Below are 17,487 nucleotides of genomic sequence, written 5' to 3'. Positions count from 1 at the left end.
CTCTCACTGGATGTTAAAGAACGGGAAAATCGGCGCAGAGTATAGCAGCGAGTTCGGATTATGTCTCTCGTTTATGATAATATGCCCGAATATTCTTCAGACACTGAATTCAGACACAGAAAAATTATGCTGCAAAACATTCGAATCGTGCTGGTCGAAACATCGCATACCGGCAACATGGGCTCTGTCGCCCGCGCAATGAAAACAATGGGATTAACCAATTTGTGGTTGGTTAATCCGCTGGTGAAACCCGACTCTCAGGCGATCGCGCTGGCGGCGGGTGCAAGTGATGTGATTGGTAATGCACAAATCGTCGATACGCTTGATGAAGCGCTTGCCGGATGTAGCCTGGTGGTAGGAACCAGCGCCCGTTCCCGTACGTTACCGTGGCCAATGCTGGACCCGCGTGAATGTGGCCTGAAGAGCATTTCCGAGGCTGAACAGGCTCCGGTCGCGCTGGTGTTTGGTCGTGAGCGTGTCGGGCTGACTAACGACGAATTACAGAAATGCCATTACCACGTTGCCATCGCGGCGAACCCGGAGTACAGCTCGCTGAATCTGGCGATGGCCGTTCAGGTGATCGCCTATGAAGTGCGTATGGCCTGGCTGGCAACACAGGAAAAAGGCGAGAGCGTGGAGCAGGCAGAAACGCCATATCCGCTGGTTGACGACCTTGAACGCTTCTACGGTCATCTGGAACAGACACTGCTTTCTACCGGTTTTATTCGCGAAGGTCACCCAGGCCAGGTCATGAATAAGCTGCGCCGTCTGTTCACACGTGCGCGCCCTGAAAGCCAGGAACTGAACATCCTGCGCGGTATTCTGGCGTCGATTGAGCAGAAGAATAAAGAGTGATTGCACCGTTTTTTGCCCTCTTCCGGCGGGTGAGGGCATCAAGCCACACTGAGGCAAAACGGCACGTAACGTTAAATACCTGACTAAAACAGTCAAGTAAATAGTTGACCAATTTAGTCGGGAATGTCAGACTTGGCCCTGCTATGCAATATCCCCATTTTACAATAAAAAACCCCGGGCAGGGGCGAGTTTGAGGTTAAGTAAGACATGAGACTGACATCTAAAGGGCGTTATGCCGTGACCGCGATGCTGGACGTTGCGCTCAACTCTGAAACGGGCCCGGTTCCGTTGGCTGATATTTCTGAACGTCAGGGAATTTCCCTTTCTTATCTGGAACAACTGTTCTCCAGATTGCGTAAAAATGGACTGGTTTCCAGTGTACGTGGCCCAGGCGGCGGTTATCTGCTGGGTAAAGACGCTGGCAGCATTGCGGTGGGTGAAGTCATTAGTGCTGTTGACGAGTCTGTTGATGCGACGCGTTGTCAGGGCAAAGGTGGCTGCCAGGGCGGTGATAAGTGCCTGACCCACGCGCTGTGGCGCGACTTGAGCGACCGTCTGACCGGCTTCCTGAACAACATCACCCTTGGTGAACTGGTGAATAACCAGGAAGTTCTGGATGTATCTGGTCGTCAGCATAGCCATGATTCCCAACGCAGCACCCGCGCACAAGACGCTATCGACGTGAAACTGCGCGCATAATTTACCCGTTCTGTTTCGGGGCGCTGCGGCATTGCCGCATCGCAAAACAGTTAGGGTAAAAAATTATAATAGATTTCAGAATCAGGCCGGGGCGTTCACCCGCCCCGTGTACTCGGTCGTACATCCAGCCGGTAGCCTGATTCCTTGCATTGAAGCGATGTACGGAGTTTATAGAGCAATGAAATTACCGATCTATCTCGATTACTCCGCAACCACGCCGGTGGACCCGCGTGTTGCCGAGAAAATGATGCAGTGTCTGACCCTGGACGGAAACTTTGGTAACCCAGCTTCCCGTTCACACCGTTTTGGCTGGCATGCTGAAGAGGCGGTTGATATCGCCCGTAATCAGATTGCTGACCTGGTGGGCGCCGATCCGCGTGAAATTGTTTTCACTTCCGGCGCGACCGAATCCGACAACCTGGCGATCAAAGGTGCAGCCAACTTCTATCAGAAAAAAGGCAAGCACGTCATTACCAGCAAAACTGAACACAAAGCTGTGCTGGATACCTGCCGCCAGCTGGAGCGTGAAGGATTTGAAGTCACCTATCTCGCCCCGCAAAGCAACGGTATCATTGACCTGAAAGAGCTGGAAGCCGCAATGCGCGACGACACCATTCTGGTCTCTATCATGCACGTGAATAACGAAATCGGCGTAGTACAGGATATCGCGACCATCGGCGAAATGTGCCGTGCGCGCGGCATCATTTACCACGTTGATGCAACCCAGAGCGTGGGCAAACTGCCTATCGACCTGAGCCAGTTGAAAGTGGATCTGATGTCCTTCTCCGGCCATAAAATCTACGGCCCGAAAGGCATTGGTGCGCTGTATGTTCGTCGTAAACCACGTATCCGCATCGAAGCACAGATGCACGGCGGTGGTCACGAGCGCGGCATGCGTTCTGGTACTCTGCCTGTTCACCAGATCGTGGGCATGGGCGAAGCATATCGTATTGCGAAAGAAGAGATGGAAACCGAGATGGCGCGTCTGCGCACTCTGCGTAACCGTCTGTGGGACGGCGTGAAAGATATGGAAGAAGTCTATCTGAACGGCGATCTCGAGCAGGGCGCTCCAAACATCCTCAACGTCAGCTTCAACTATGTTGAAGGTGAATCGCTGATCATGGCGCTGAAAGACTTGGCTGTGTCTTCAGGTTCTGCCTGTACCTCTGCAAGTCTGGAGCCATCCTATGTGCTGCGTGCACTGGGTATGACTGACGAGCTGGCACACAGCTCTATCCGTTTCTCTTTAGGTCGTTTCACTACCGAAGAAGAGATTGACTACACCATCAAGCTGGTTCGTAACTCCATCGGCCGTCTGCGTGACCTTTCTCCACTGTGGGAAATGTTCAAGCAGGGCGTGGATCTGAACAGCATTGAATGGTCACATCACTAATCGGTATCAGATAAGGAGAATTCAATCATGGCATACAGCGAAAAAGTAATTGATCACTACGAGAACCCACGTAACGTTGGCTCTTTTGACAACAGCGACGAGAGCGTAGGAAGTGGCATGGTCGGTGCACCAGCATGTGGCGACGTGATGAAGTTGCAGATTAAAGTCAACAATGAAGGTATCATTGAAGACGCGCGTTTCAAGACTTACGGCTGCGGTTCTGCTATCGCATCCAGCTCCCTGGTCACCGAATGGGTGAAAGGTAAGTCTCTGGATGAAGCTCAGGCAATCAAAAATACTGATATTGCTGACGAACTTGAACTGCCTCCAGTGAAAATTCACTGCTCGATCCTGGCAGAAGACGCGATTAAAGCCGCCATTGCGGATTACAAAAGTAAACGTGAAGCAAAATAATTGAGGTTTGAGTATGTCGATTACCCTTAGCGACAGCGCTGCCGCGCGAGTAAGCGCCTTCCTGGCGAACCGTGGTAAAGGCTTTGGCCTGCGACTGGGTGTACGTACCTCCGGCTGTTCTGGTATGGCTTATGTACTGGAATTTGTTGATGAACCGGCGTCAGACGATACCGTGTTTGAAGACAAAGGCGTGAAGGTGGTGGTCGATGGCAAGAGCCTGCAATTTCTCAACGGCACTCAACTGGACTTCGTGAAAGAAGGCCTTAACGAAGGGTTTAAATTTACGAACCCGAACGTAAAAGACGAGTGCGGTTGCGGCGAAAGCTTCCACGTATAATCGTGCGTCATCCGTAGAACCCCACCGCAGACACGCTGCGCGTGGGGTTTGTTTTAACTGGCTAGCCCCGAGATTGTTATGGATTACTTCACCCTCTTCGGGTTACCCGCCCAGTACCCGATAGATATTCCGTCCCTGACGATACGTTTCCAGGATCTGCAACGTCAGTTCCATCCGGATAAGTTCGCCAGTGGGACGCCGTCAGAGCAACTGGCGGCAGTTTCGCAATCTGCGACGATCAATCAGGCGTGGCAAACGCTGCGTCATCCGTTGACGCGCGCAGAATATCTGCTCTCTCTACACGGTTTTGAACTGGCAAGTGAACAGCATACCGTGCGTGATACTGCATTCCTGATGGAACAACTGGAACTGCGCGAAGAGCTGGATGAGATTGAACAGGCAAAAGACGAAGCGCGCCTGGAAAGTTTCATCAAACGTGTCAAAAGCATGTTTGATACTCGCCATCAACAGATGGTTGAACAATTGAATAACGAGACGTGGGACGTGGCGGCGGACACTGTACGCAAACTGCGTTTTCTCGATAAGCTACGAAGCAGTGCTGAACAACTCGAAGAAAAGCTGCTCGATTTTTAATTTCGGAAGCAATTATGGCCTTATTACAAATTAGTGAGCCTGGCTTAAGTGCCGCGCCGCACCAGCGTCGTCTGGCGGTGGGCATCGACTTAGGCACAACCAATTCCCTCGTGGCAACCGTGCGTAGCAGCCAGGCGGAAACGCTTGCAGATGCCGAAGGGCGTCACCTGTTACCGTCCGTAGTCCACTATCAGGAGCAGGGCTACGTGGTGGGCTATGACGCGCGCGCTAATGCTTCGCGCGATCCTGCCAATACCATCAGTTCGGTCAAACGAATGATGGGCCGCTCTCTGGCCGATATTCAAACCCGTTACCCGCATTTGCCCTATCAGTTACAGGCAAGCGAAAATGGCCTGCCGATGATCGCAACAGAGGCCGGTCTGCTGAACCCGATTCGTGTCTCCGCGGACATCCTCAAAGCGCTGGCGACGCGTGCGACCGAGACGCTACAGGGCGAGCTCGACGGCGTGGTTATCACCGTTCCAGCCTATTTTGACGATGCGCAGCGTCAGGGTACGAAAGACGCGGCGCGTCTGGCGGGTCTGCACGTATTGCGTCTGTTGAACGAACCGACTGCGGCTGCAATTGCTTACGGCCTGGACTCTGGTCAGGAAGGGGTGATTGCAGTTTACGATCTGGGTGGCGGAACCTTTGATATCTCCATTCTGCGCCTGAGTCGTGGTGTGTTTGAGGTGCTGGCCACCGGCGGGGATTCCGCGCTGGGCGGCGATGATTTCGACCATCTGCTGGCCGATTACATCCGCCAGCAGGCGGGCATTACCGATCGCAGTGATGCGCGCGTGCAGCGTGAACTGCTGGATGCGGCTATTGATGCGAAAATTGCGCTGAGCGATGCGCAGTCTGTCACCATTAACGTGGCTGGCTGGCAGGGTGAAATCACCCGTGAACAGTTTAATGACCTAATTACTTCCCTGGTAAAACGCACGCTGTTGGCCTGCCGCCGCGCATTGAAAGATGCGGGTGTTGAAGCTGATGAGGTGCTGGAAGTGGTCATGGTGGGGGGGTCTACTCGCGTACCTCTGGTACGTGAACGCGTCGGCGAATTCTTTGGCCGGACGCCGCTGACCTCCATCGATCCGGATAAAGTCGTTGCTATCGGTGCTGCTATTCAGGCGGATATTCTGGTAGGTAACAAGCCGGACAGCGAAATGCTGTTGCTGGACGTTATCCCGCTGTCCCTCGGTTTAGAAACTATGGGCGGCCTGGTGGAGAAAGTGATCCCGCGTAACACCACGATTCCGGTGGCGCGGGCGCAGGAATTCACCACCTTTAAAGATGGCCAGACTGCCATGTCCATTCATGTGATGCAGGGCGAACGTGAACTGGTGCAGGACTGCCGTTCGCTGGCGCGTTTTGCGCTGCGAGGCATTCCGGCATTGCCTGCGGGTGGCGCGCATATTCGCGTGACCTTCCAGGTTGATGCTGATGGCCTGCTCAGCGTGACGGCGATGGAAAAATCGACAGGCGTTGAGTCGTCCATCCAGGTGAAACCTTCTTACGGTCTGACCGATGGCGAAATCGCCACCATGATTCAGGATTCAATGAGCTACGCCGATCAGGATGTTAAGGCCCGTATGCTGGCAGAACAGAAAGTTGAAGCCGCACGCGTGCTGGAAAGTCTGACAGGTGCACTCACTGCCGATGCCGCGCTGCTAAGCGCCGCTGAGCGTCAGGTGATTGACGATGCTGCCGACACCTTACGTGTGGTTGCTGAAGGCGATGACGCTGATGCAATAGAAGAAGCCATTAAAAACGTTGATAAACAAACCCAGGACTTTGCCGCTCGCCGCATGGACAAATCTGTTCGCGTCGCGCTGAAAGGCCAGTCCGTGGACGAGGTTTAATATGCCAAAGATTGTTATTTTGCCTCATGCGGACCTCTGTCCGGATGGCGCAGTTCTGGAAGCTGAGACTGGCGAAACCATTCTTGATGTTGCCTTGCGTAACGGTATCGAGATTGAACACGCCTGTGAAAAATCCTGTGCCTGCACCACTTGCCACTGCATCGTGCGTGAAGGTTTTGACTCTCTCGCGGAGAGCACTGAAGATGAAGACGACATGCTGGATAAAGCATGGGGTCTGGAACCGGACAGTCGTTTAAGCTGCCAGGCAAGCGTGACCGACGAGGATCTGGTCGTGGAGTTCCCACGCTACACCATCAACCACGCACGTGAGCACTGATATGGGACTGAAATGGACAGACAGCCGTGAAATCGGCGAGGCACTTTTTGATGCCAATCCGGATCTCGATCCGAAAACCGTACGATTCACCGATATGCATCAGTGGATTTGCGATTTAGACGATTTTGATGATGATCCAAACGCATCGAATGAAAAAATTCTGGAGGCGATTCTGTTAGTCTGGTTAGATGAAGCAGAATAATTTTCACGTCATGCTTCACGTTGCCGATGTGTTGGCTGCGCTTGTTTACCCCAGTCATAGAGTGATCTCTGCTCCTGGGGATTCACTCGCTTGCCGCCTTCCTGCAACGCGAATCATTTAGTGGAAAGAGACTCTATGGGCTGCCTTCAGGCGGCCCGTTTGCTAATAAGGATAAATAAAATGACCGAAGCGATGAAGATTACGCTCTCTACGCAGCCTGCCGATGCGCGCTGGGGTGAGAAGGCGGCCTACAGCATTAACAACGACGGTATTACCCTGCACCTGACCGGCAAAGATGATTCAGGTCTGATCCAGCGCGCGGCGCGTAAAATCGACGGTCTTGGCATTAAACATGTCACCCTTGCGGGCGAAGGCTGGGATATCGATCGCAGTTGGGCATTCTGGGCAGGTTACAAAGCGCCAAAAGGTTCCCGCAAAATTGAGTGGGCAGACCTTGATGAAGCAGGTCAGAAAGAGCTGGAAAGCCGCCTGAAAATTATTGACTGGGTTCGCGATACCATTAATGCGCCGGCTGAGGAACTTGGCCCTGAGCAACTGGCGCAGCGTGCAGTTGACCTGCTGTGCGGCGTTGCGGGTGACAAAATGTCATATCGCATCACCAAGGGCGAAGATCTGCGTGAACAGAACTACATGGGGATCCACACTGTGGGCCGTGGTTCTGAGCGCCCTCCGGTGCTGCTGGCACTGGACTACAACCCAACAGGCGACAAAGCGGCGCCTGTATTTGCCTGTCTGGTGGGTAAAGGCATCACCTTTGATACCGGTGGTTACAGCCTGAAGCAGAGCGCGTTCATGGATTCCATGAAGTCTGATATGGGTGGTGCTGCAACGATTACCGGTGCGCTGGCATTCGCGATTACCCGTGGTCTGAACAAGCGCGTGAAGCTGTACCTGTGCTGTGCAGACAACATGGTGAGCGGTAATGCCTTCAAACTGGGCGACATTATTCGCTACCGTAACGGCAAAAACGTCGAAGTGATGAACACGGACGCGGAAGGTCGTCTGGTATTGGCTGATGGCCTGATCGACGCTTCTGCCCAGAAGCCAGAGCTGATTATCGACATGGCGACCCTGACCGGTGCGGCAAAAACGGCATTGGGTAACGATTACCACGCGCTGTTCAGCTTCGATGACAAATTGGCTGCCCGTCTGCTGGCGAGCGCCGCCGCTGAGAACGAACCGTTCTGGCGTCTGCCGCTGGCTGAGTTCCACCGCAGCCAGTTGCCATCAAACTTTGCCGAACTGAATAACACCGCGAGCGCTGCTTATCCGGCAGGTGCGAGTACCGCAGCAGGTTTCCTGTCTCATTTCGTTGAGAACTACCACGAAGGCTGGCTGCATATCGACTGCTCAGCAACTTACCGTAAAGCGGCCGTTGAGCAGTGGTCTGCGGGAGCAACCGGTCTCGGCGTACGTACCGTTGCGAACCTGCTGACCGCTGAGTAATTGCCATTCCCCTCTCTCCACAAGGGGAGGGGAAAATGCAACATCTGGAATTGTTATGTCCGAAACCAAAAACGAATTAGAAACCTTGCTGGAACAGGCGGCGACGGAGCCTGCCCACCGCCCGGCATTCTTCCGCACTTTGCTGGATTCCACCGTTTGGGTTCCTGGGGCCGCGGCGGAAGGTGAGCAGGTTGTTGAAGACAGTGCGCTGGATCTGCTGCACTGGGAAAAAGACGACGGCACATCAGTGATCCCGTTCTTCACCTCTCTGGATGCATTGCAGAAAGCCGTTGAAGACGAACAAGCGTTTGTTGTCATGCCTGTGCGCACCCTGTTTGATATGACGCTGGGCGAAACCCTATTCCTGAATGCCAAATTGCCGACCGGGAAAGAGTTTACTCCGCGTGAAATCAGCCACCTGATTGGCGAGGAAGGGGATCCACTGAGCATGCAAGAGGTGATTGAAGGCGGTGAAACGCTGCTGTTGTCGGAGGTGGCCGAGCCGCCTGCGCAGATGATTGACTCGCTGACGACCCTGTTCAAAACCCTTAAACCGGTGAAACGTGCGTTTCTGTGCTCAATTAAGGAGAGCGCTGACGAACAGCCAATTTTACTGATCGGTATTGAAGCGGATGGTGATATTGACGAGATCATTCAGGCGGCGGGAAGTGTTGCTACCGATACACTCCCGGGCGATGAGCCGATTGACATTTGTCGGGTGGTTAAAGGTGAGAAGGGCATCAGCCATTTCATTACTGAACACATCTCTCCCTTCTATGAACGTCGCTGGGGTGGTTTCCTGAGAGATTTAAAAACCAACCGTATTATCTGATGAGTATCGGGGTGAGTGTTCACCCCGATACTGTCTTTACGTGATGTTTCGTCAGGCCTTCACAGACGGTTCCACCGGCAGATCGTCGCGTGCTCCCCATTCGCTCCAGGCTCCGTCATAGAGCGTCACATTGTTCACGCCCAGCGTAGCAAGCGCCAGAACAACAACTGCGGCCGTCACGCCAGAACCGCAACTGGCAATAATCGGCTGGTGCAGATCCACGCCCTGACGTTCAAAAATTGCCTGTAACTCGTCGGTGGTTTTGAGTTCCCCTTCAAACACCAGATCGCCCCATGGCACATTACGCGCACCGGGAATATGCCCACGTTTCAGGCCTGGACGCGGTTCATCAGCCTCGGCTTTAAAGCGCGGCGCGGGACGAGCATCAACGATCTGGGCCGTGTGTTCGTGGCTCGCCAGCAGGACATCGGTCAGGCGTTTTACCGCATCGGCATTGAAACTAACGTCAAAACCACCTTCCGGCAGGGAGACATCACCCTGCTGCAACGGTAGCTCATCACGCTTCCAGCCTGCCAGCCCCCCCGCCAGGATAGAGACTTTCTCTACGCCGAAGGTTTTTAACATCCACCATGCACGGGGGGCAGAGAACAGATTACCCTCGTCGTAGACCACAAGATGCTTATCACGGCTTACACCAAGTTCACGCATCGCCACGGCAAAAGCTTCCGGCCGTGGCATCATATGTGGCAGGGCAGTGGTGTGATCGGACAAGGCCTCAATATCAAAGAAAACCGCCTCTGGAAGATGCCCGGCACGGTATTCCGCCGGGACATCGCGATGTTCTTGTCCTGGGGGAGCCATACGTGCATCAAGGATCTGTACTTCCGGATCGTCGTGATGCTCAATCAGCCAGTCGGCTGTGACAAAATATGAGGTGGACATGGTTGCCTCCGTTTCATTATCCATTACACCGGATTGTCGATGTTTTTTCTGACACCGACAAGCAAACCGCGTTCAACTCGCGAGCAACGCCCTGTTTTTTTCCCAATTCCTAAAATCTCAAATGGGACTTTTTGTATTAATGAAACTTGCGGATAATACTTATCCGGATGACGACCAACAGGCTCCATGGGCCAGGGACAAAGGATGAAACCGTTTCGTTTAGCTGCGATTTCTCTCGCACTGCTCACCACATTTACGCTCGCTGGCTGTGATAACAGCGACGAGAAACCTCAGGCTGCTTCTTCTGCAGCATCTACCGCGACGACAGAAGCGAAAACGCCGGCAAAACCAAACGGAGAACAACTGGCAAAACTGGCTGCCCAAAGCCAGGGGAAGTCGCTGACTCTGCTGGATGCTTCCGAGGTGCAGCTTGACGGAGCCGCGACGCTGGTGCTGACCTTTTCCATCCCACTGAATCCCGATCAGGATTTTGCCAAAACGGTTCATGTTGTGGACAAGAAAAGCGGCAAAGTGGATGGGGCGTGGGAGCTGGCTCCTAATCTGAAAGAGCTGCGTCTGCGCCACCTGGAGCCGAATCGCAATTTGGTTGTCACTGTCGAACGCGATTTGCAGGCGTTAAACAAAGCGACCTTTGGCATCGACTACGAAAAAGCACTTACCACCCGGGATGTCGAACCGACGGTCGGTTTCGCCAGCCGTGGCTCGCTACTGCCAGGAAAAGTGGTTGAGGGGCTGCCAGTTATGGCCCTCAACGTGAATAATGTGGACGTGAATTTCTACCGCGTAAAACCGGAGTCTCTGGCCGCGTTTGTGAGCCAGTGGGAGTACCGCAATTCTCTGACCAACTGGGAGTCCGACAATCTGCTGAAGATGGCCGATTTGGTCTATACAGGTCGTTTTGATCTGAACCCTGCACGTAATACACGTGAAAAATTATTATTACCTTTGAATGACATCAAGCCATTGCAGCAGTCTGGTGTCTATATCGCCGTAATGAATCAAGCCGGACATTACAACTACAGCAATGCGGCAACGTTGTTTACGTTGAGTGATATTGGTCTGTCCGCTCATCGTTATCATAACCGCCTTGATATCTTTACCCAGGGCCTGGAAAACGGCGCGGCACAGTCAGGCATCGATGTCACATTGCTCAATGATAAAGGGCAAACCCTGGCGCAGGGTGTGAGCGATGCTGACGGCCATGTCAGGCTTGAAACGGATAAAGAAGCCGCATTGATCCTGGCGCGTAAAGAGGGTCAGACAACGCTGCTCGATCTTAAACTTCCGGCGCTGGATCTTGCTGAGTTTGATATCGCGGGGGCGCCTGGCTACAGCAAACAGTTCTTTATGTTCGGCCCTCGCGATCTTTATCGTCCTGGCGAAACGGTGATCCTGAACGGCTTGCTCCGTGACAGCGACGGTAAGCCGCTTCCCGCGCAGCCGGTGAAACTCGATGTTCTGCGTCCCGACGGGCAAGTTGCCAGAACCGTGGTTGTTCAATCAGAAAATGGTCTCTACCGCTTTACTTATCCGCTGGATAGCGGGGCACAAACCGGGATGTGGCATGTCCGGGCTAATACGGGCGACAACCAGCAGCGGATGTGGGATTTCCACGTAGAAGACTTCATGCCGGAACGCATGGCGCTGAACCTGTCCGGGCAAAAAATGCCTGTTTCTCCGGAAGATGAGGTTAAATTTGATGTGGTGGGATATTACCTTTACGGCGCGCCCGCCAATGGTAATAGCCTGCAAGGCCAGCTTTTCCTGCGCCCATTACGTGAGGCCGTTAGTGCGCTGCCAGGCTTTCAGTTCGGTGATATCGCCGAAGAGAATCTGACACGTAGCCTCGATGAAGTGCAACTTACACTGAATGACATGGGGCGAGGACAGATTTCAACGGAAAGCCAGTGGAAAGAGGCACATTCGCCATTGCAGGTTATCTTGCAGGCCAGCTTGCTGGAATCAGGCGGACGTCCGGTAACGCGTCGTGCGGAACAAGCCATCTGGCCAGCACAGACGCTGCCAGGTATTCGCCCGCAGTTTGCCAGCAAAGCCGTTTACGATTACCGCACGGATACGACCGTTAATCAGCCTATCGTCGATGAAAACAGCAATGCCAGTTTTGACATTGTTTATGCTGATGCCAGCGGTGCTAAAAAAGCGGTTTCCGGTTTGCAGGTCCGCCTGATCCGTGAGCGCCGGGACTATTTCTGGAACTGGTCGGAAAGCGATGGGTGGCAGTCACAGTTTGATCAAAAAGATCTGGTCGAAGGCGAACAGGCACTCGATTTAACTGACGATGAGACCGGAAAAGTGAGCTTCCCGGTGGAATGGGGTTCCTACCGCCTGGAAGTGAAAGCTCCAGATGAGACAGTCAGCAGCGTGCGTTTTTGGGCAGGTTACAGCTGGCAGGATAACAGCGATGGCGCAGGAGCTGCGCGGCCTGATCGCGTGACGCTGAAAATGGATAAACCTGCGTATCAACCAGGTGACACCATCAATCTACACATTGCCGCGCCTGCTGCGGGTAAAGGCTATGCGATGATTGAGTCCAGCGATGGTCCGCTGTGGTGGAAGGAGATCGACGTCCCGGCGAACGGACTGGATCTGGCTATTCCGGTTGATAAAGCCTGGAAACGTCACGATCTGTATCTGAGCACACTGGTGGTTCGCCCTGGAGATAAATCCAAATCAGCTACACCAAAACGCGCGGTGGGCTTATTGCATTTACCTATGGGGGATGAGAATCGTCGTCTGAATATTGCGCTGGATAATCCACAGAAAATGCGTCCCAATCAGACGCTTTCGGTAAAAGTGAAAGCCAGCGTTAAAGATGGTGCTGTGCCGCAGAAAGTGAATGTCCTGGTGTCCGCAGTAGACAGCGGTGTTCTGAATATTACGGATTACGTCACGCCAGATCCGTGGCAGGCGTTCTTCGGGCAAAAACGCTATGGCGCAGACATTTATGATATTTACGGCCAGGTTATAGAAGGGCAGGGGCGCAAGGCTGCCCTTCGCTTTGGTGGGGATGGCGATGAACTGAAGCGTGGCGGTAAACCACCGGTGAACCATGTCACGATTATTGCTCAGCAGGCGCAGCCAGTGGAGCTTGATGCCAACGGTGAAGGCACTATTACCCTGCCAATCGGTGATTTCAACGGCGAATTGCGCCTCATGGCACAGGCCTGGACCGAAGCCGACTTCGGTAGTAGCGAAAGTAAGGTGATTGTGGCTGCGCCGGTCATCACTGAACTCAACACGCCGCGTTTCCTCGCCAGTGGCGATACTTCAAGGTTAACGCTGGATCTGACAAACCTGACGGATCAGCCGCAAACGCTGAGCGTGGCATTAACCGCATCCGGTAAGCTGGCGCTTGCCGGTGCTCAGCCTCAGCCGGTTCAGCTTGCTCCTGGGTCACGCAGTACGATGTTTATCCCGGTGCGGGCGCTTGATGGCTATGGTGACGGCGAGATTAACGCGCAGGTGAGCGAGTTGACTCTTCCCGGCGAAACATTTGTGCCGCAACAGAAGAGCTGGAAAATTGGTGTTCGTCCGGCTTACACGGCGCAGACGGTGAATTCAGGCGCAATGCTGAACCCTGGTGAGTCCTGGCGTGCGCCATCGCAGCATCTCAGCGGATTCTCACCTGCTACGTTGCAGGGCCAGCTGTTGCTCAGCGGCAAGCCGCCGCTGAACCTGGCGCGTTACATCCGAGAGCTTCAGGCCTATCCGTACGGTTGTCTGGAGCAAACCACCAGTGGCCTTTTCCCGTCGCTCTATACCAATGCGGCACAGTTAACCGCGCTTGGTATTAAAGGCGATACGGATGAGAAACGTCGGGCAGCCATTGATATTGGCATTTCCCGCTTACTGCAAATGCAGCGTGAAGATGGCGGTTTCGCCCTCTGGGATAAAAATGGCCCGGAAGAGTACTGGCTGACCGCATACGTGACCGATTTCCTGGTTCGTGCGGGTGAGCAAGGGTATAGCGTGCCTGTAGATGCAGTGAATAACGCCAATAACCGTCTGCTACGCTACCTGCAAGACCCGGGCATGATGTCTATTCGTTACAGTGATGATACGCAGGCCAGTAAGTTTGCGGTCCAGGCTTATGCGGCCCTGGTTCTGGCGCGCCAGCAAAAAGCCCCACTTGGCGCACTGCGTGAAATTTGGGAGCGCCATGCACAGGCGGCTTCCGGATTGCCGTTGATGCAGATGGGGATGGCGTTAAAGCTGATGGGGGATGCACCACGAAGCCAGCAGGCGCTGGATTTAGCCATTAAGACGCCGCGTAACGACAGTAAAAACTGGATGGCGGATTACGGCAGCCAGCTTCGCGACAATGCGTTGATGCTCTCTCTGCTGGAAGAGTACAAATTGCTTCCGGATGCGCAAAATATGCTGCTCAATACCCTCTCTGAGCAGGCTTTCAGTCAGCGCTGGCTCTCTACGCAGGAAAGTAATGCTCTGTTCCTGGCGGGACGTTCACTGCAGACGATTTCCGGAGCATGGCAGGCGACAACCAGCATCTCCGATACCGCGCTTGGTAGTGATAAGGCACAGGTTCAAAATGTGAATGGCGATCAGCTCAGTGCATTGCAGATCACCAATACCGGGACGACGCCGCTGTGGGTTCGTCTTGACAGTACGGGCTACCCGGAATATGCCCCTCAGCCATCGTCTAATGTTTTGCAGGTCGAGCGACATATTCTGGCAACAGATGGCAGCACGAAATCTCTCTCTTCGCTGAAAAGCGGCGAACTGGTACTGGTATGGCTTGAGGTGAGGGCGAGCCAGAATGTACCGGATGCATTGGTGGTTGATCTGCTCCCGGCGGGGCTTGAACTGGAAAACCAAAACCTGGCAAGCAGCAGCGCCAGCTTGCAGGACAGCGGGAGTGAAGTGCAGAACTTACTCAGCCAGATGCAGCAGGCGGATATTCAGCATATGGAGTTTCGTGACGATCGCTTTGTGGCGGCAGTACCTGTCAATGAAGGCCAGCCGGTGACGCTGGTTTATCTGGCTCGTGCCGTAACGCCGGGGACATATCATGTTCCTCTTCCTATGGTGGAATCTATGTATGTTCCGCAGTGGCGGGCTACGGGTGCGGCCAGTGGCCCGCTGATTGTTGTTCCGTAAGATGCGGGTTGCTCGCCTGTTACGCTCCCGCTGGCTGTGGCTTGCGGGAGCGCTTCTCGTTCTGTGGGGGCTGATCTTTATAGCCGATCGCCTGTGGCCATTACCGCTGAAAGAGGTTAACCCTGCGCGGGTGGTCGTGGATGAACAGGGGACGCCGTTGTGGCGATTTGCCGACAGCGAGGGGATTTGGCGTTACCCGGTGACCATTGAAGAGGTTTCACCACGCTATCTTGATGCCTTGATCCAGTATGAAGATCGCTGGTTCTGGGATCACCCAGGCGTGAATCCTTTCTCCGTATTGCGTGCCGCCTGGCAGGATCTCAGTGCCGGGAAAGTGATCTCTGGCGGAAGTACGCTCACCATGCAGGTCGCACGTTTGTTGGATCCGCATCCGCGTACTTTTGGTGGCAAGATCCGCCAGCTCTGGCGGGCGGTGCAACTGGAATGGCATCTCTCGAAACGCGATATTCTCACGCTGTATCTCAATCGCGCCCCATTTGGTGGGACGTTGCAAGGGGTTGGCGCTGCAAGCTGGACCTATCTGGGGAAACCGCCGTCGCAACTGAGTTACTCAGAGGCGGCGCTGCTGGCGGTATTACCGCAAGCCCCCAGCCGGTTGCGCCCCGATCGCTGGCCGGACCGCGCTGAGGCTGCACGAAATAAAGTGCTCGACCGGATGGTGACGCAAGGTATCTGGTCAGAAAAACAGGTGAAAGAATCACGTGAAGAACCGGTGTGGTTAGCGCCGCGACAAATGCCGCAGTTGGCGCCACTTTTTTCGCGCATGATGCTCAGCAAAAGCCGTGACAGTAAAATTGTTACGACGCTGGATGCATCCCTGCAACGACAGCTTGAAGAGCTGGCAATGAACTGGAAATCGCGCCTGCCTGCTCGCAGCTCTTTGGCTATGGTTGTTGTCGATCATACCACGATGAAGGTACGTGGCTGGGTGGGGTCGGTTGATATCAACGATAACAGCCGATTCAGCCATGTTGACATGGTCAATGCGGTCCGCTCGCCGGGTTCGGTTCTGAAGCCCTTCATCTATGGTATGGCACTGGATGACGGTCTGATCCATCCTGCTTCTTTATTGCAGGACGTGCCCCGGAGGACTGGAGATTATCGGCCTGGTAATTTCGACAGCGGCTTTCATGGCCCCGTTAGTATGAGTGAGGCGCTGGTGCGTTCGCTAAACCTTCCGGCAGTGCAGGTTCTGGAAGCTTACGGGCCGAAACGTTTTGCCGGAATGCTGAACAATGTCGGGTTGCCGCTGATCTTGCCTGCGGGGGCCCAGCCTAATTTGTCACTTATTCTGGGCGGTGCAGGTGCAAGGCTTGCAGATATTACGGCGGCGTACAGTGCTTTTGCACGTCATGGCAAAGCGGCCAGATTACGTGTTCAGCCTGGCGACCCGCTTCTTGAGCGTCCTCTGCTTTCTCCCGGTGCGGCGTGGATTATTCGCCGGATCCTGGCCAATGAAGCACAGCCACTACCCGATGGTGCGTTGCCGCAGATTGCCCCACTCGCCTGGAAAACAGGAACCAGTTATGGATATCGGGATGCCTGGGCTGTAGGGCTTAATGCGCGCTACCTCATCGGGATCTGGACTGGGCGACCGGATGGCACGCCGGTCGCAGGCCAGTTTGGTTTTGCGAGTGCAGTTCCACTGCTTAACCAGGTCAACAATATGCTCCAGTCCCGTTCAACGGTTGATGATGCACGTCTGCCACGCGATCCGCGCCCCGCATCCGTTGGACGTGGCGTTATTTGCTGGCCGGGTGGGCAATCTTTGCCGGATGGTAATGAAAACTGCCGCCGTCGCCTTTCGACCTGGCTGCTGGAAGGGAGTGAACCGCCAACGTTATTATTGCCGGAACAAGACGGTATCAGAGGGATCCGTTTCCCTGTCTGGCTGGATAACAACGGTAAACGTGTGGCTGCAGATTGTCCTGGCGCGACAGAGAAGTGGCTGGAGGTGTGGCCATTACCACTGGAACCCTGGTTGCCAGCAGATGAGCGTCGGGCGTCCAGGATCCCTGAGTCGTCAGTCTCGTGCCCTCCGTTGTCACAGGATCCACCTGCGCCGTTGATGTTGTCAGGTATACGGGATGGCGCGGTGATTAAACGTCTTCCTGGCGAGCCGCGCGTGTCGTTACCGCTCCAGGCTAGCGGTAGCAGTGGCGATCGCTGGTGGTTCCTCAATGGTGAGCCTTTGGCAGTAAAGGGCCGTGTTTACACTTTACAGCTTGATAAATCTGGTGATTATCAGTTACTGGTACTGGATGAGGCGGGGCAGGTAGCGACAATTAACTTTACGCTGCAGTAGCGGGAAAATACCTGTAGATGTGACCTGTTGCTAAAACTCGTCTTATTTTAAAAAAATGTTACCTGAATCCATAGGCAATGGCGTTATTGCTCATTATAATCCG

14 protein-coding genes are annotated in these 17,487 nt (G+C 54.2%); 13 read left to right on the top strand and 1 reads right to left on the bottom strand.

Features of this window, described 5'->3' with window-relative positions:
• Positions 1-126: 126 nt before the first annotated feature.
• The 11 genes from trmJ to sseB all read left to right on the top strand — a co-directional run bounded on the left by trmJ (position 127) and on the right by sseB (position 8,995).
• Positions 127-855: a tRNA (cytosine(32)/uridine(32)-2'-O)-methyltransferase TrmJ gene (gene trmJ, locus HV346_RS16705; protein ID WP_181620385.1), complete on the top strand. Its 729-nt coding sequence runs from the start codon at positions 127-129 to the stop codon at positions 853-855.
• A gap of 207 nt (positions 856-1,062) precedes the next feature.
• Positions 1,063-1,554: a Fe-S cluster assembly transcriptional regulator IscR gene (gene iscR / locus HV346_RS16700; RefSeq protein ID WP_181620384.1), complete on the top strand. Its 492-nt coding sequence runs from the start codon at positions 1,063-1,065 to the stop codon at positions 1,552-1,554.
• Positions 1,555-1,732: 178 nt separating this feature from the next.
• Positions 1,733-2,947: a cysteine desulfurase gene (gene iscS / locus HV346_RS16695; protein ID WP_181620383.1), complete on the top strand. Its 1,215-nt coding sequence runs from the start codon at positions 1,733-1,735 to the stop codon at positions 2,945-2,947.
• A gap of 27 nt (positions 2,948-2,974) precedes the next feature.
• Positions 2,975-3,361 (top strand): Fe-S cluster assembly scaffold IscU, encoded by a 387-nt coding sequence (gene iscU, locus HV346_RS16690; protein WP_005120408.1) that lies wholly within the window; start codon positions 2,975-2,977, stop codon positions 3,359-3,361.
• A gap of 13 nt (positions 3,362-3,374) precedes the next feature.
• Positions 3,375-3,698, top strand: coding sequence for an iron-sulfur cluster assembly protein IscA (gene iscA / locus HV346_RS16685; protein WP_040074497.1), 324 nt, complete (start codon positions 3,375-3,377; stop codon positions 3,696-3,698).
• 78 nt (positions 3,699-3,776) lie between these two features.
• On the top strand, positions 3,777-4,292 hold the full coding sequence (gene hscB / locus HV346_RS16680) for a co-chaperone HscB (RefSeq protein WP_181620382.1): 516 nt from the start codon (positions 3,777-3,779) through the stop codon (positions 4,290-4,292).
• A 14-nt stretch (positions 4,293-4,306) separates the two neighbouring features.
• Positions 4,307-6,157, top strand: coding sequence for a Fe-S protein assembly chaperone HscA (gene hscA, locus HV346_RS16675; RefSeq protein WP_181620381.1), 1,851 nt, complete (start codon positions 4,307-4,309; stop codon positions 6,155-6,157).
• Between the two features lies 1 nt (position 6,158).
• Positions 6,159-6,494: an ISC system 2Fe-2S type ferredoxin gene (fdx, locus tag HV346_RS16670; RefSeq protein ID WP_181620380.1), complete on the top strand. Its 336-nt coding sequence runs from the start codon at positions 6,159-6,161 to the stop codon at positions 6,492-6,494.
• A gap of 1 nt (position 6,495) precedes the next feature.
• Positions 6,496-6,696, top strand: a complete 201-nt coding sequence (iscX, locus tag HV346_RS16665) for a Fe-S cluster assembly protein IscX (protein WP_181620379.1) — start codon at positions 6,496-6,498, stop codon at positions 6,694-6,696.
• 180 nt (positions 6,697-6,876) lie between these two features.
• Positions 6,877-8,163 carry an aminopeptidase PepB gene (gene pepB / locus HV346_RS16660; RefSeq protein ID WP_181620378.1) on the top strand — a complete coding sequence of 429 codons (1,287 nt, stop codon included), beginning with the start codon at positions 6,877-6,879 and terminating at the stop codon, positions 8,161-8,163.
• A gap of 55 nt (positions 8,164-8,218) precedes the next feature.
• A complete protein-coding gene (sseB, locus tag HV346_RS16655) occupies positions 8,219-8,995 on the top strand; it encodes an enhanced serine sensitivity protein SseB (RefSeq protein WP_181620377.1) in 777 nt (258 codons plus the stop codon).
• Positions 8,996-9,046: 51 nt separating this feature from the next.
• Here sseB and sseA read toward each other — a convergent pair whose 3' ends face one another.
• Positions 9,047-9,898 carry a 3-mercaptopyruvate sulfurtransferase gene (gene sseA / locus HV346_RS16650; RefSeq protein ID WP_181620376.1) on the bottom strand — a complete coding sequence of 284 codons (852 nt, stop codon included), beginning with the start codon at positions 9,896-9,898 and terminating at the stop codon, positions 9,047-9,049.
• 204 nt (positions 9,899-10,102) lie between these two features.
• Here sseA and HV346_RS16645 point away from each other — a divergent pair, with 204 nt between their 5' ends.
• Positions 10,103-15,058: an alpha-2-macroglobulin gene (locus HV346_RS16645; protein WP_181620375.1), complete on the top strand. Its 4,956-nt coding sequence runs from the start codon at positions 10,103-10,105 to the stop codon at positions 15,056-15,058.
• 1 nt (position 15,059) lies between these two features.
• On the top strand, positions 15,060-17,384 hold the full coding sequence (gene pbpC / locus HV346_RS16640; protein WP_181623816.1) for a peptidoglycan glycosyltransferase PbpC: 2,325 nt from the start codon (positions 15,060-15,062) through the stop codon (positions 17,382-17,384).
• Positions 17,385-17,487 lie beyond the last annotated feature (103 nt).

The sequence above is a fragment of the Enterobacter sp. RHBSTW-00994 genome (genome assembly GCF_013782625.1).
Classification (GTDB): Bacteria; Pseudomonadota; Gammaproteobacteria; order Enterobacterales; family Enterobacteriaceae; genus Enterobacter.
This window is presented reverse-complemented; position numbering and strand designations above follow the sequence as displayed.

What these genes read in the sequence shown, in the direction of transcription:
- sseB (WP_181620377.1), top strand. Translation starts at nt 8,219, where the DNA reads ATGTCCGAAACCAAAAACGAATTAGAAACCTTGCTGGAACAGGCGGCG.
- sseA (WP_181620376.1), bottom strand. Translation starts at nt 9,898, where the DNA reads ATGTCCACCTCATATTTTGTCACAGCCGACTGGCTGATTGAGCATCAC.
- iscA (WP_040074497.1), top strand. Translation starts at nt 3,375, where the DNA reads ATGTCGATTACCCTTAGCGACAGCGCTGCCGCGCGAGTAAGCGCCTTC.
- trmJ (WP_181620385.1), top strand. Translation starts at nt 127, where the DNA reads ATGCTGCAAAACATTCGAATCGTGCTGGTCGAAACATCGCATACCGGC.
- iscX (WP_181620379.1), top strand. Translation starts at nt 6,496, where the DNA reads ATGGGACTGAAATGGACAGACAGCCGTGAAATCGGCGAGGCACTTTTT.
- fdx (WP_181620380.1), top strand. Translation starts at nt 6,159, where the DNA reads ATGCCAAAGATTGTTATTTTGCCTCATGCGGACCTCTGTCCGGATGGC.
- hscA (WP_181620381.1), top strand. Translation starts at nt 4,307, where the DNA reads ATGGCCTTATTACAAATTAGTGAGCCTGGCTTAAGTGCCGCGCCGCAC.
- HV346_RS16645 (WP_181620375.1), top strand. Translation starts at nt 10,103, where the DNA reads ATGAAACCGTTTCGTTTAGCTGCGATTTCTCTCGCACTGCTCACCACA.
- pbpC (WP_181623816.1), top strand. Translation starts at nt 15,060, where the DNA reads ATGCGGGTTGCTCGCCTGTTACGCTCCCGCTGGCTGTGGCTTGCGGGA.
- hscB (WP_181620382.1), top strand. Translation starts at nt 3,777, where the DNA reads ATGGATTACTTCACCCTCTTCGGGTTACCCGCCCAGTACCCGATAGAT.
- pepB (WP_181620378.1), top strand. Translation starts at nt 6,877, where the DNA reads ATGACCGAAGCGATGAAGATTACGCTCTCTACGCAGCCTGCCGATGCG.
- iscR (WP_181620384.1), top strand. Translation starts at nt 1,063, where the DNA reads ATGAGACTGACATCTAAAGGGCGTTATGCCGTGACCGCGATGCTGGAC.
- iscS (WP_181620383.1), top strand. Translation starts at nt 1,733, where the DNA reads ATGAAATTACCGATCTATCTCGATTACTCCGCAACCACGCCGGTGGAC.
- iscU (WP_005120408.1), top strand. Translation starts at nt 2,975, where the DNA reads ATGGCATACAGCGAAAAAGTAATTGATCACTACGAGAACCCACGTAAC.